Here is a 14783-nt window from a genome sequence, read left to right on the forward strand (position 1 = left end):
TTCCACACATAGTGTCTACCTTCTCTCAAATAGTATAGAAACCGACTAAAATCAAATATCAGTCGGTTTTCTGTAAAAAAATCCGACTAAAAACATCTTTTAGTCATGTTTATATAATAAAATGAATTAAATAAAAAATCAAATAATTCACTCAAGAAAGAAATCACTGTCCCCTTTCACTTGAATTCCCATCGTCCGATTATAAAAATTATTACCTCAAACTTTCAACTTTATCCCTAGGTTATAAAGTTGCATTCTATTATAGTTATATACTAGAAATAAGAATGGTGTATGTTATTCTATAAGAAGCAACTAGGGGACTTTCTATTAAGTTTAAAAAAATGACAAGTAGAATGATAGAGAATGTAATGAAAGAAAACTTCGCTAAATATTTCAAGGATAGGGTGTAGACAATGATCAAATTAGAAAAAGAGAATAAAAAGATGAAAATCATTCAATCTGCCACAATACTGTTCTCTACGCGTGGTGTCCGTAACACAACGGTTGATGAAATTGCAAAGACAGCTAAAGTTGGTAAAGGTACTATTTATTATTACTATACAGATAAAACTGAAATATTATGCGACTGCTATATGCGTCATATTCAGCTTAAACGCTCACAATTATTTAATTTATATAAAGAAGAAAAAGATGTTTTACTTCGAATACAAAAAATCCTTCATTATATCAGCCTAGAATATCATCAAGATCCGTTTGTTTCTACACTCTTTCAAGAATATAAAGAGTACCATTCACCTGAAATTACAACTTGTTTTAAACAATCTGAAGAAGAAGCAATTAACATGATAAGTAATTTACTCGAAAAAGGTTATCAGCAAGGAGCTTTGCATAAGGTACCATTACCGCTTACAGCTTTTATGTTAGTACGAATGATTTTTAACTACGAACAGGATTATATAAAAGATGATAGAAGTGATACAGAATTTCTGCATTTGCTAAAGCATATGCTTCTTAAAAACTAGTTTTAACAACAAAAAAATAATTGTGGTACAAATATATGAAGAAGAACGTGAATAATGAATGGTTTAATAAACTCTTTTCATTCTGGCCAAACATACGAAATATCCAACGCTTATGTAGAAATGAATGAAAAAATCATATAAATTTTTCTAAAATTAGAAAGCCTATACTTAAATCTACAATAAAATAGTTCAGTAAAAAGAGCGTGTTTTCATCTATCTAAACACGCTCTTACAAATATTTAAACCCTATATGAATTGCTTATTCCATTCTGATTTTCTTTTAACTAATATATCTCTTTATATACGATTATCATGCCAAAAGTTTATTGGAAAATGATTGTTCTCATCATAAGCTTCAAATTCGTACCCTTTTTCTTTTAACCCTTTTATAATTGCTGGAACTGCCGCGACAGATTGTGGATGAATATCGTGCATTAAAACAATTTCCTTTGAAGACGTCGCACCTGCTAAGACATTTTGAACAATCTTTGCAGCTGCTACATCAACGGGTAATTTATTGTATTTCCAATCTAAAGAATCAATTGTCCAATCCCATACTTTCAAATTATTTCCTACCACTTCATTTCGAAGTGATTCATTTAAGCCAGGCATTGATCCATATGGTGGACGTGTTAATTTCGGTGTGTATCCAATAACGTTTCTAATTAAAGATTGATCTTCTTTCATTTCCTTCACATATTCCTGATTGGTGTATAGCTTTTTAAAATCATGTGTCATACTATGCATGCCCACATAATTGTTTTCTACATGCTCTCGTTTCACTAAATCTGGGAACCTTTTCACATTATCGCCAATTAAAAAGAATGTTGCTTTCACATCATTTTTCTTTAGTACATCTAATAGATTAGCTGTATATTTTCCAGGTCCATCATCAAAAGTTAAATATGCAACTTTTCTTTCTTTACCATCAAAACGATTAGGTATCAATTTTTTTAATTCATTTTTAGGTAGACTGCTCACTTGCTGAACACTATTTGCCTCTTCCGCATTTACCAGCTTAGGATTCGTAATAGATTGAAACACGTAATACCCTATTGCTACTAAAGTAATAGCCAACAATACACTTATAATTCTCTTTTTCTTAAGCTTAATTTTCATATTATAATCTTCTTTCTATCTTAATAATAATCTGTATAGGTGAAAATTAGTGCCCTGCACTAGCGTTCATGGCATTTCCTATAATAGTCAGAACTACTGGAAATAATACTGGTCCTAAGGTAAGGACAATGTTTAAAATTATAATAAAACTATATAGTAAGCTATAATTTTTACTATTACGGTTTTCAAATACTAGGATGACTAATGTTATTATAGTAATTAAATGTAGTAATAAAATTATCAACCAATAATACATCATTATAGTAAGATTCCACTTTCCTAATAGTTGGTATGTTACCCCTATTATTATCCCTAATATAGTAGCATTAAAGGAAATAAACAAAGTTCTTTTTAGTATTTTAGGAAATGTTTTGTGATCCACAGTTTTATTATATAAACCGATTAAAATGCCCAAAGATAGATATGCCAGTAATAGCCCTACCCAATTCCAGATCCAATCTTGATCCCCCATTAAATTAAACAAAAGCGCAATGATCCCTCCTACTGCAAGAATCGAAGAGATCATAATACTATTTAAAGCTGATTTCATACTATTTTCACTTCCTTAAAAATTTTACAATACAGCATTGAAGTCTACTCTTAAGTTGTCCTTTACTTATTAGATTCCTTTTCATTAAAAATCTTGTATGGAAATCCCATCATATAATCCGGTCATCATACCTAATAGCATATACGGAGAATGGGTAGGCCCAGCAAAAATTACATGTACATGATCACATACCATAATTTTTAAACTGAATGAAACTCCACCAAATCCTATTCCACATGGTAGATATACAAATAGAGGATGCCATTCACCAACTTTTATTTGTATATCAATTATTCAGACGAGTATCAGCTACTGCATAACCTTAAAATAAATGCTTTGATTTTTCATCGTCAATCAAATAGCACATTTGATTCTTATTAACTTGTATTCTTCCTTCTTCTACTGCTTTACTATAGCCCGCTGTATATTTAAAAATAGTAACCCCTTTGTTTCTAATTAAATCTTTTTCCCATTTTTTCGCAGCTGCTGCCATATGTACATATGATGTTTTAAAATTAATAATAATTTAATTTCATTTACTTATTTAAAGGGGATTACATATATGAACGATATTAATGTTGGTCACAAAATTAGGGCATTTAGAAAAGGGGCCGGATTAACCAGTAAACGTTTAGCAGAGTTAGCTGATATAACACCTTCCATGTTAAGTCAGATTGAAAAAGGAATCACAAATCCTTCATTACAAACACTAAAATTAATTTCTGTAGCACTAAATATTCCATTGTTTAACTTTTTCTTAGAGGATACCTATACAGAAGAATTAGTTGTAAGAGCTAACCAAAGGAAAAAAATAACTTTTCCTGAAAGCGGCAATGTTTCATATGAGTTATTATCTCCTAATTTAGATGGAGCACTAGAATTGGCTTTAATGAATCTGTTCCCTGAAACTGCTTCATCTATGGAGCCTGTGGCACATAAAGGGGAAGAAATAGCATTTATTATGGAGGGACAAGTAAAACTATATCTAAATGATGAGGTTTTACTTCTCAATACAGGTGATAGTGTTAAAATCCCACCTTATACAAAGCATAAATGGGAAAACACTTCTTTAAACAAAGCCACTGTTATATTTGGGGTAACTCCACCATCTTTTTAATTTCAAATACTAGCGAAGAAAAGTTAGAGAAAATAATTCTCTAACTTTTCTTGTATACTTAATTTTATTTTAAGAAATTAAAAAACTTGTCTCCCAATTATATGAGATTAAAATCTAAACGATTAAAACTAATGAAATAGATCTTTTTAATTACATACTTAATTTATTTTTTAATGTCCAATATTTTTCTCCATTAGCTTCAAAAGAGAATTCTACCCATCCATTTGGATCTTCACGATAAATAAAGATGGTTGTTCCAGGGGTTACTGTACCAACTTTATTCTCCTCGACAGCTACATCTGGTCTACTTTTAATTTTTAAATTAAATGGATAAGGTACCTGGTAGTAAGCAGCTGATGATACAACATTTGAGCTTGAACCGTCTGCATACATTTTATATGGAATTTCATTCGATAACGCGTCGACATCTAATGTTTCAGGATTCTTTGGTAATTTTTTTACATATGTATAGTCTTCTACATGAAACGGTTTAATACGTTCCATAATACCCGCAATTTTCTTAGCCCAGCCTTTATCTGATGCATATTTCACATTCATGCCAGTTAATGTTGGGCCGTTATAATACATACCACTTTCTTCTAAATATCTTTCTCGTACATAATTAGCGTTATAAGCAATGCTATCCCCGTAGCTTGGTAAATATTTTGCATATTTAAACGGATCTCCATCATATGCACGTAGACCGAATAGATTATGTTTTTGATATGCGATTTCTGATTTTCCGTATCCAGATTCTAAAATCGCATGCGCTGCTAAATAATGAGCACTCACGCCATATTGATTTTGCGCATTGATAAAATCTTGCCCATGTCCAACTAAAGGACTATCCGAGTGATATTTCGCAATAAAACTATCAATCTCTTGAGCTGTAATTTTCGAAGCCACTGTTAAATTTAAATCTTCATATGAGGTAGCAGTAATAACCTCTTTTTCATCGTTTAAATTTTGTTGTAACATATCTGTTTTTGCAGTAAGTTGAGCAGCTTCAGCACGTGTTATAAATCTATTTGGTTGCCAACCGTTCTCGGTACCATTAGAGATTTTTAAATCTATTAAAATATTGGCATATTTTTCTCCCCAATGCCCTTTTAAATCTTCAAATCTAACCTGATCATTATGATTTTCTGTGCTTTGTAGTTTATATGCATTTACTAGCATGGTAGCCATAGCAGCACGAGTTACTTTTCCGGATGGATTAAAGATTCCATTACCTTCACCTTTAACAATACCAGCTTTTTCAGCAGCAGCAATATAAGGAGTAGCCCAGTGGTTTTGTGAATCTGTAAAAGATGGTTTTGCATTAGGATCAATTTGTATACCTAAAACTTTTGTCATAATCTTTGTAGCCGAAGCTCTGTCTAAGGAGTCATTTGAACCAAAAGTTCCATCTGGATAACCATTTAATACCTGTTTATCAACTAAATAGTTAACGGATTTATCAGCCCATGTAGGAACATCAGGGAATTTATGAGTATCTGCTAAAATATTAGAAGAATAGGATAATATAGCTCCTGCAAGGATACCTGTTGCAATTAATTTGTGCTTCATTAAAATAAACACCTCTACCATTGTATTTATCAAATTGAAATTTTCTATTTTTATATTTACATGTTTGTAATAATAATAAAATCGTATTATCACGCATTCAATTTGATGTAACGAGTATAGTTACTTATATACACAAGTGTCAATGAATTTATTTTACAAAAATGCATAATTTTTACATTATTTTGTAATTGAATTATGTATAAATTTTGTAAAGGACCTTTTGATAGATTTTACCTGAATAAATCTCTTTAGTTGTTAATTTGCCAATCTTTCTTGTTTACTATTAATTAATTAAAAAAAGAATTTTTTTGTTTAAGAGCTACTTTAAAATCTTAAGTTGATGGATGTGTGAATGTACCGCTACTAAAATTCTTGCTTTTAAATCATTATTACTGTATTATATTTACGTATCAATATAAGGATTATATTATATAAAAAGGAATCAAATCTATAAGTAAGATTTAAATCCTTTTCGAAATCAAAAAGACTTTGTCAAAATCTAATATAATTTATGCTTGTTTTTTTAATATGTATCTAGTAAAAACATATTTTTTATCCATAGAATTCTGTTTTCAATGATAGGAATTAGTGTTCTAAACAAGAAACCGTACAAAGTGATCTGAAAAACCTGAGAGATATTGTATGTAGTTTGCTCATCTCCAGGTACTACAATAAAAGAGCCTTACCTTTCTAGGCAAGACTCTACTAGTTTAGTTGTATACTATTTACATGATAACTAAGAAACAGAAAACATATAACACCAAATAACAGCACCCTATTACTCCTCCTACAGCTAATACCTGTTTAACCCAACTCTTAAATTTTTGATTACTGTAAATCGCTTGCACTCTTTCCATATTTCCTCCTATTAAGCAGAACCCTTAAAGACTCTCACCTCGCTATAGTACCATTAAAAAATGAATAATAGAGATCTAATGTATAAATATGCAATATTGCATACGAAAATGTATTGTTATAATTGTAAGCGCTTACTATAATAAGGTTATAAAGATTTATTACATCTTAATACGAAAAAGAGGAGAGAATAATATGGAAATCGCAATGGCAGTTTTAAAATTTATAGGTGGAGCAATCCCATTAATTCAAGAACTACTAAAAGCATTTATGTAAATTCACTATTTAGCAATTATTTATAAAAATTATTATACAAATGATCTATATATATAAAATGAATTGGTTTACAGATCATTTGCGTGATCAAGGTCCCTTTAACATGACTAAGGGGCCTTTTTAAAATTTTTAAATAATTAAGGTTACGTCACATCACGAGCAAGTTAGCAAAATAAAATGAAACTTTAACTTGATGGTGATGGGGTAACAGTTGTGATTTAGAGATAAGATCAGATTATACAAAGTTTTGCACGTCAGCGATACTGAAAATAAACTTCGCCTTTAGTAGCAAGAATCCCCAATAAAGATAGTCAACTTGCCTATTTAGGAATAAGAGTGTCAATTTAAATGATGCATTCTGAAACACTACTCTTCTTCTAAAATAGCGTAATAATATTCATCCCACCATTCATTCCCATGTGGTATACACTTCCTGAAATAGCCTTCTCTTCTCATTCCAATCTTCTCCATTACTCGATATGATAGGGTATTTTGTGGTTGACATGTAGCTATAATCCTATGTAATTTCATTTCCTTAAAGCCATATTCCAATGTAGCTTGTGCTGCTTCAGAAGCATATCCTTTATTGAAATATTTAGGATTGAACACCCAACCAATCTCATATGTATGCTCACCAAAATATTTATGAAAAACTATATGACCAATCAGAATATCTTTATCAATTAATACTACAGGAAAGTTCTTAGCGTTTTCACCAATGTTTTCATTCACAAAGTTTCTTGTATTTTCTTCAGTAAAAACCCCTTCAGGTATGTATTTCATAACATTGATATCTGATGTATACTCATGAACAGCTTGCCAATCTTTGAACTCAAATTTCCGTATTAATAACCTTTCTGTTTTTATAAACATTTACTTTTCCCCCTCAAAAAATTACAACTATATTTGAAATCCACATTTAACCCTTAAAACAAAAAAACTTGTAGGAATCTTTACAAGTTCTTTTTAGTTTAAGGCGAATATAAGGACCAAACAAACTATCTTACAGATTGACCGTAGAAACTTCAAGGGTAATGCTTTGACAAATATATTATATAACAAATATTAACATCTACAGAATTTATTTTTGAAAATTATGTGAATTAAGAAATAAAATAGTTTTTTCTTAGATATTATTGTTAATGACTGACGGTATCATTATATTTCATTCTGCAACTTATTTAGAAGAGCTATGTACATTTCGAAGAAGTTCTTCAATAAGTTTTGTTTTTCCATTTACCTTTGTGGCATATGTGAAATCACCATAACAATATGGATACCTAAAATTATTTTTATTTCCACCACAAGTATACATTGCTGGATTTTGATCAACTTTCATCTTAGAAAATTTTTTGGCCGAATCCTCCGAGTGTTGTTTAACTTCTTGACTAGCAATAAAATCAATATACCCTGGCCCCATATTATAGCTTTGAATAATTGTATCCATGCTAACATCTTTTTCCGTTCCATACTTGTACATTTTAACAAAGTGCTTTACCCCTTGTTTAATGCTCAAGCTTGTCTCTTGAATTTCATTTGGCTTTAATCCAAGTGATTCGGATGACTGCATAGGGTCGTTTCCCTCACCTCTACTCTCTTGGTACATAATTCCTAATAAAACTGCTGTTTTCTCTCCTAAATTATATTTTTCTAATTCTTTTTTCAAGGTAGATTCATATTGCAATACACGTTTTTCGGTGGCTAGCGCTTTATTTTTTTGAATATTGGTTTTATGATTAAAATATAGCATTCCAAGTATTATTCCTAAGCCTAAAATACTAATAAGGAACACTTTTATAATTTGTTTTTTACTTGTATCCTTCATATATTCCTCCTCGTATAAAAAATTTAATTTTTCAAAGGTAATTGGTTATTTACAAACTATGTAATGAACATCTATCTCCCGCCCTTTTTAGACTCAAACATCAATACTTTAAGGTTTTAAGTTTAATATAAAAATTTAAAGATAAGGTAAAGATAAGATAAAGATAAGATAAAGGGCATTTTTTATACGTACTTTAAAAGATATTGGTACAAAGGGGTATGTGGGGAAATTTGTTGATATAAATGGATTTAGTAATAATGGAAAGGTTAACGTACAAATTATTAATTATGGAGGTATCATTCCAGAAGATTTACCCTATCTTTTCAATATGCTTTATATAAAAACTACAACATAACATATAATAAAAAAACGGCGAACCCTCGACGTAGGAGAATCCATCATCACAAATAAATGATTATTTCACACCTAGTTTTTCTTTTACTTTCTTAGGAAACTCGTCTTCCTGCACTTCCTCCCAAGCTGTTACACCTTGAATATGATGTGATTGCATTTGAAACAGGGCTTTTGGAAGCAGCAGCTGTTCAGCAAAATTTTGATAACTCAACCGCTACAGAAGCGATGAAACAATCCTTATACTCTGTATGGAAAACTGAGGAACTTGAACAATTATTTACCTATATGAAAGAACAAAAAGAAAAAGGAAAGCCACTCACATTAGCTGGTTTTGATATGAATTTGTTTTATAAATCTTCATTCCGCTCTTATGCAAAAGAATGGTTGCAAAAAGTAAATCCTGAAGTGGCGAGTGAATTTGATACAGCAGTGTCAGAGTTGATTGAACTGGATAGGTATTACAATAAAAATAAAACATATCCGTATGATCGATTTAAAATGGAAATACAGCCCGTAATTAACAAGTTTGAAAAGGTTAGAATGTTTATTCAGAATCATAAATCTGAATTGATTCAAGTTACACCACATCCTACGTATGATGTGAAAGTCAGAGGTGGCATCTCCTCACCTAACCTGACAGACTATTCTTTTTATATCCGAGATCAAAAAATGGCACAAAACTTCGCATGGCTAATTGAAATGCAGTATGGAAACAAACTGGCCCCCTTTTAACAAGTAATAATTTGTTCTGCACCCATGTTGATAATTCTTCTGGTAATCGGAATGTAACGGAACCATGTTGCTCTTTTATAATGACATAGGGATTGCGGAATTCTTCTTGAATGCCGATTCCAATCAATTGATACAATTTCCTGCACTGACTCGGAAACAATATATTTGGAATGTCTAATGATTCAATTTCATGAAAAGAATGACGGAATCTCACATCCATTGCAAATACCATCACACCAACTCCCAGCTATACGTAAAACACAATTAGTATACCGATGAGATCTATGTTACGTGCAGAAATCCCCGTTTTCTCCCCAGACTTATCTACAAGAATAAAAAAGGAAACACAAGATATGTTCCCTTTTCACTATTTGTTTTCTACACTTTTAATTCCAATATTTCTAGATGCTGAATAGATCCGCCCCCTGGCAGGTAGACATCTTCCTCCTTCAGCAGGGATACGGAACTTTCCGTTTCTACTAGTGATGGAAGATTGCGCACGCCAAATAATAATACTTTTCCCCTATTGCCCAAATGACGTGGGGTATGCATGGAAATCGTAAGGTTGTTTATGCATGTAATTGTTCCTGTTCTTAAACATTTTCGGGTATCTATTTTTATTATGTTTTGCTTTTGTAGTATTTCTTATTTTTATTGTTTGATTGTTATGACTGGCACTTGCTCGTTTTCGGAAATTTCACTGTAACCATAATAAAGTAGAAAAAACAATAAAATAATTGTCCAAATAAATATAAACACTTTATAACTATACTTCATATGAAAAACCTCATTTTCCCTATATAAGTGAATGTACATACACCTTATAAATCCTATTACATAAATTATTGGATATTGCAGTAGTAGAGAATCATTAAGTATTAGAAATTGTTATTCATAAACATATCCAAGAAATCTTCAAAAAATATCATCTAGACATTTTAACATTTCATAAAAATGCACAGATAATATTTTTACGTTTAGCTAAGTAATGCTTATTATGTAATAAATCCTTATCTCTATTTCACCTTAATGTTTATATGTACAAGAGTCTGTGTAGCAACTAAGCTGTACTTTAAATATGTACTAAATTGTGTGTGGGAAAGGAAGCACATTTTATTTAAAGTTGTTACTTTGAACCCTTTAATTAGTTGGTAGTCTTCTTCATTCAGACAGAAAGGAAATTTAAAGTGTGCACGTATTTTCAACTCAGACTCTTTACTACACACACTCCTATACACATAAAACATCTATACCTTTCGTAATATTAAAGAAACAAAAGGAAATGATATAGAAATAATTATAATATTTCGTAACAACCTTGTAACACAAATGTAACACAATACATTTAATCGTACAATACTTTTTTAGCTAATTATCAACAAAGCATTGTTAATATCGTTCAAATTTAATAATGTTCCCATAAAGTAATACATATTGTTTGTGAAGTGTTTTTTCAAAATATAACGAAACCTACCATGACGGAAGAATGTTAATTCAATTTAAGAATAAATGGATTGATACCTTTCTAGCTTTTGTATCCCAATCATAGTATAGAGAGGATTATGGTTATCCAATAAATATATGTGAACATATACAAGCTAAGCCTTCTAAATAATTACTGTAACTAAAAAAACAAGTAATTATACTTGTTTTTTTAGTTTATTTTCCAATATCGCAACAGTTTTATGTGCTCTCTTTTCCTGTCTACATTATTGGATGCATATCTTACTAAAGATAGCTTCTTTTTTTATGATTCTATTGAAGTAATTAATTGCTGACGTTCTTTATCTCTATAAATTTTCATTTCATGTTTAAACTCGTAATTTCCTACTTCAAATCTAGCCCATTCCTTACTTGTCCAATATACTACATCTACATTTTCTCTTAAGATTGCAAAACACACATCCACTAATTCATCTTCGTAAAATGGAGCTTCTTTTGCTAATTCAAAAGCAAGCACTTTTGGATCCTTAGTTTTAATTTGAAGTTCCCTAGAGGTTTGCCCTAAATACTGCCATGGCGATGGTATTGATTGAACTTGGGCATCTCCCCTATCTTGAAACTGTGATGGAGAATAATTTGTTGAAGCAAATGTAGGTTTACTTACTCCTATTGCTGTTCCTAAAACAATAGAACCAATAATAAGTTTTTTAATCATTTTTTCAGCCCCTTTAATAATTTTGGATATGCTTCATTTTTATACCACGTTCACAGTCATGTAAATGAAGATAATTTGACAGAATTCTGCGTTTTCCTCGAAAAATGTATATTAATTACACACCTTAAATTTACTAAAAACAAAATTGTTGGTTAAAGTAAATTTTTTTGTCGTAAGTATACACTTTTTGTATAAAAATTAGTTTTTTAAATATTTGCATACTTATTGATAAAGCTTCCTGCCATACCTTATTCGAAGCCAATTTACCTCTACCTACTCACTTCGCATTCCTTGAAGAAGGAATCTTCTTGACTAAAACGTATAAAAAAGTTGGGGATTTCCCCAACTTTTTTATACGTTTATTGTCTTATTAATCCTGTAGATGTAACCCCATATGTTCTTTTCTTTCCGATATATTCCTGTTTTCCATTCTCAAGGTTAGTTAAAGTCGCGCGTGTTTTTTCCTTTGCTGCTTCTCCTCCTATATGAGTAAATTCTATATAATCTCCCTCTTTTACAGGTACTGTTTGGGTTTCAGCATTTTGTTGTCTATTTCCCATAATTTCCTTATTGTACATAACGCTACCAGATGAGTTCTGGACTTTAATACTTGCATATGTGCTATTGAAATAAGAATGCGGTACACCAGTTTCTAATATTCGCTTTAAAACTTAGATATATTTAATATTTTTTTCACTACTATTATTAATCAAATTATAGTATTTTGTATTAAAATCTTATGATTTAGGACTAAATAACTTAATTGATCACACTATTTGACTCATAATTGTTTACCAGAAAAACGTTATGTAAACTTTCTATTTGTCAATTAGACAAAATAGTTTATTTGCTGGTACCTTATCATTAGCTAGAAAGACCCTACTAAAAAAACGTAGACTCCTTTAGGTATCTAAACATTACATATATTTCAAACGTAAATTCCTCTATCGTTAACACCTGCCCAATTCCAGCGTTGTTTACAAGGATATCAAATGTAGTATCACCTATATATTTTTGAAGAGATTGATCCATCATTGAATACAATTTATTAATGCCATTAAAAGTACTTAAGTCTGCACGAATCGCAAATGCGGAACCGCCATCTTTTTTAATTTTATCCACTACACTTTCTGCTTCTTCTTTTCTTTTACTATAGTGAACAACGACTAACGCACCAGCCTGTGCCAAATGTAAGGCAATACTTCGACCTATCCCTCTACTAGCCCCTGTTACTAATGCAATTTTCCCCTTCAATTTATTCATCTCATCATCCCCTTGTTTAAAAAAATCTACTTAGTTATATCACAAGATACGCTTTGAAATGTTGCTCACTAATTTGATATCCATAAAACCAAAAGGCCCACTCATAATTATAAGAGTCAGCCTTTTCACTTCACATATTATTCATTAGCTTTACATACAGCATCCCTAACTGTTATGTACTTTGTACTAAGTATAATAAAGACTCTAAATGGTATTATAGGTAAAGCCAACTTAAACTAAAGTTAATTCATATACATTTTGCTTAGAGTCTCTGCCTTTAAACAGTTCGTTTAGGATTCTATGCATATATTCAATAAAATTTCAGCAATGCCTGTATTTTTCATCTTTCATATTTTTCTTTGTTAGCTATGAGTATACTTAAAAAACTAAAAACTATTTGATAATCTTTTAGAATCTAACTTTCTTTTAATACTATTTGCTATTTCTTCAATATTTTCATTTAGAAAGAAATGATTACCTTCAAAAGAATGAAAAGTACACGTTTTACTTGTGTATCGTTCCCATTTTATTACTTGATCATATGTAGTAAATTCATCATTTTCCCCATTAAATATAAGAAAATCAATATCACATGGTTGTGTATTTTTGTCATGAATATACGTCTCAACGATTTTAAAATCTGCTCTTAGAATAGGGAGAAAAATCTCCATTAATTCTTCTGATTGCAGTACCCCAGATGGTGTACCTCCCATTGCAATAACTTCTCTTTTAAATTGCTCATTAGAAAGATTATGTCGGATATTTTTTATTTTACTATTTGGATGATTTCTACCGGACAAAACAAGAAATTCAGGCGATACGTTTTTAGAATCTTTTATTTTTCTGGCTACTTCATAGGCGATCAAACTTCCCATGCTATGCCCGAAAAGAATGTAGGGCGAATCATCTATCTGCATAACTATTTTATTGTAGACATCATTTACTGCCTCTTCCATACTTTGGTACAAGTTTTCTTCAATTCTATATCCTCTACCAGCTAACTCTATCGGGACTACCTCAATATATGGATTAAAGTGATTTTTCCATTTTGCGTAACTAAACGCAGATCCCCCAGCATGTGGAAAGCAAAAAAGTTTAGTCTTCTGCATTGATTTTCTCCTTACTTTCAAATTTGTATATATTTTGGCAAATTGCATAAATGTCTTTAATTATTATCTCTTGCGGAAATTCATCCCTTGTTGCACAAGCAGATAACTTATAATTTGGATCAATGTTATATTGTTTAAAGTAAAAGTTTTTAGGTATATTCTTGTATGAAATTAAAGTTCGTGATTCTTTTTTTATAGAGAATGAATTTAATGGGGTATAAAGCCCTTTTCCAATCGTTTTTATATAGCTTTCTTTTAATGTCCATAAATCAAAAAAACAATTAATTTGTTCATCAGAATTCATATTAGATATATCATAAAATTCATCCGCTGAAAAAAATTCTTTTGCTAATTTAAGAGCCTCTATCTCTGAAATCTTTTCTATATCAATACCCACATTAAAATTAGCAGTAGTACAAACCACCCATTCTCCTGAATGTGACAGATTAAAATGAAAGTCAGAAAAATTTTCAACAAAAGGTTTTCCATACTCATTATATTTAAATCTAATTTCTTCATTATTAATTTTATACTTTTGGCAGATTAGAGATCGGATTAGTAAATCCCCTATCAGGGTCCTATTAACGTCACATGAGTTTAATAAACGCTTCATTCGTTCTTTCTTCTCATTTGAAACCAAGTTACTAAGTTGCTTAAACAAATGACTTTCAATATTCTTTGGTATTTTCACAGCTTGAATGTGTATGATAAATCACTTCCTTTTTTAAAAGATGGCTTCATATATGTGCGTTACATAAATTCAAATTAACTTTATTAAATTGCAAATACGATAGAAAAGGTGCATATTTACATATCAATGAAAATATGCACCTTTCCTCAGTAATATCATCAGGCATTCGCTTCTATTACAAA

The 14783-nt window shown here is 30.6% G+C and carries 13 protein-coding genes and 3 pseudogenes; 5 read left to right on the plus strand and 11 right to left on the minus strand.

Translation table 11 applies throughout. The features are described 5' to 3' along the window. The first annotated feature begins 413 nt into the window (after positions 1 to 413). The gene (locus QO049_RS25715) at positions 414 to 983 is read left to right on the plus strand and encodes a TetR/AcrR family transcriptional regulator (protein WP_246962771.1); all 570 of its coding nucleotides are present in this window, start codon (positions 414 to 416) and stop codon (positions 981 to 983) included. A 297-nt stretch (positions 984 to 1280) separates the two neighbouring features. Here QO049_RS25715 and QO049_RS25720 read toward each other — a convergent pair whose 3' ends face one another. From QO049_RS25720 to QO049_RS25730, 3 genes are all read right to left on the minus strand, one after another. Beyond that, entirely contained in the window at positions 1281 to 2102 is an 822-nt protein-coding gene (locus QO049_RS25720; RefSeq protein ID WP_000694605.1) for a peptidoglycan-N-acetylglucosamine deacetylase, read from the minus strand. Between the two features lie 46 nt (positions 2103 to 2148). Beyond that, positions 2149 to 2652: a DUF3902 family protein gene (locus tag QO049_RS25725; RefSeq protein WP_000833545.1), complete on the minus strand. Its 504-nt coding sequence runs from the start codon at positions 2650 to 2652 to the stop codon at positions 2149 to 2151. A 322-nt stretch (positions 2653 to 2974) separates the two neighbouring features. Then, complete coding sequence (locus QO049_RS25730) at positions 2975 to 3145, minus strand: hypothetical protein (protein ID WP_002063312.1); 171 nt, start codon at positions 3143 to 3145, stop codon at positions 2975 to 2977. Positions 3146 to 3214: 69 nt separating this feature from the next. Here QO049_RS25730 and QO049_RS25735 point away from each other — a divergent pair, with 69 nt between their 5' ends. Continuing rightward, entirely contained in the window at positions 3215 to 3769 is a 555-nt protein-coding gene (locus tag QO049_RS25735; RefSeq protein ID WP_246962769.1) for a helix-turn-helix domain-containing protein, read from the plus strand. 150 nt (positions 3770 to 3919) lie between these two features. Here the strand turns inward: QO049_RS25735 and QO049_RS25740 are convergent, their stop codons facing one another. Then, positions 3920 to 5338 carry an S-layer homology domain-containing protein gene (locus tag QO049_RS25740; protein ID WP_246962768.1) on the minus strand — a complete coding sequence of 473 codons (1419 nt, stop codon included), beginning with the start codon at positions 5336 to 5338 and terminating at the stop codon, positions 3920 to 3922. Positions 5339 to 6283: 945 nt separating this feature from the next. Here QO049_RS25740 and QO049_RS25745 point away from each other — a divergent pair. Continuing rightward, positions 6284 to 6469 carry a hypothetical protein gene (locus QO049_RS25745; protein ID WP_001987408.1) on the plus strand — a complete coding sequence of 62 codons (186 nt, stop codon included), beginning with the start codon at positions 6284 to 6286 and terminating at the stop codon, positions 6467 to 6469. A 366-nt stretch (positions 6470 to 6835) separates the two neighbouring features. On the opposite strand, the gene QO049_RS25750 is transcribed toward QO049_RS25745, so the two are convergent. Both QO049_RS25750 and QO049_RS25755 read right to left on the minus strand, forming a co-directional pair. Further along, positions 6836 to 7342: a GNAT family N-acetyltransferase gene (locus tag QO049_RS25750; RefSeq protein ID WP_246962767.1), complete on the minus strand. Its 507-nt coding sequence runs from the start codon at positions 7340 to 7342 to the stop codon at positions 6836 to 6838. A gap of 304 nt (positions 7343 to 7646) precedes the next feature. Then, positions 7647 to 8294, minus strand: a complete 648-nt coding sequence (locus QO049_RS25755) for a lysozyme family protein (protein ID WP_048568142.1) — start codon at positions 8292 to 8294, stop codon at positions 7647 to 7649. A 214-nt stretch (positions 8295 to 8508) separates the two neighbouring features. Here QO049_RS25755 and QO049_RS25760 point away from each other — a divergent pair. Together QO049_RS25760 and QO049_RS25765 are read left to right on the plus strand one after the other, a co-directional pair. Further along, positions 8509 to 8631, plus strand: a pseudogene (locus tag QO049_RS25760) (histidine kinase); the annotation flags it as partial. Between the two features lie 164 nt (positions 8632 to 8795). After that, positions 8796 to 9380, plus strand: a complete 585-nt coding sequence (locus tag QO049_RS25765; RefSeq protein ID WP_284489618.1) for an erythromycin esterase family protein — start codon at positions 8796 to 8798, stop codon at positions 9378 to 9380. A gap of 1747 nt (positions 9381 to 11127) precedes the next feature. On the opposite strand, the gene QO049_RS25770 is transcribed toward QO049_RS25765, so the two are convergent. The 5 genes and pseudogenes from QO049_RS25770 to QO049_RS25790 all read right to left on the minus strand — a co-directional run bounded on the left by QO049_RS25770 (position 11128) and on the right by QO049_RS25790 (position 14601). Further along, entirely contained in the window at positions 11128 to 11538 is a 411-nt protein-coding gene (locus QO049_RS25770) for a hypothetical protein (protein ID WP_086392422.1), read from the minus strand. A gap of 359 nt (positions 11539 to 11897) precedes the next feature. Further along, positions 11898 to 12206 (minus strand): annotated as a pseudogene (locus QO049_RS25775) (putative mucin/carbohydrate-binding domain-containing protein); the annotation flags it as partial. Positions 12207 to 12459: 253 nt separating this feature from the next. Further along, a pseudogene (locus tag QO049_RS25780) lies at positions 12460 to 12801 on the minus strand (SDR family NAD(P)-dependent oxidoreductase); the annotation flags it as partial. A gap of 386 nt (positions 12802 to 13187) precedes the next feature. Further along, positions 13188 to 13910 carry a thioesterase II family protein gene (locus tag QO049_RS25785; RefSeq protein WP_001172937.1) on the minus strand — a complete coding sequence of 241 codons (723 nt, stop codon included), beginning with the start codon at positions 13908 to 13910 and terminating at the stop codon, positions 13188 to 13190. Beyond that, the gene (locus QO049_RS25790) at positions 13897 to 14601 is read right to left on the minus strand and encodes a 4'-phosphopantetheinyl transferase family protein (RefSeq protein ID WP_000701216.1); all 705 of its coding nucleotides are present in this window, start codon (positions 14599 to 14601) and stop codon (positions 13897 to 13899) included. Before QO049_RS25790 ends, QO049_RS25785 begins: the two co-directional genes overlap by 14 nt. Positions 14602 to 14783: the final 182 nt, after the last annotated feature.

Source organism: Bacillus sp. RB3, from assembly GCF_030164735.1.
Lineage (GTDB): Bacteria > Bacillota > Bacilli > Bacillales > Bacillaceae_G > Bacillus_A > Bacillus_A cereus.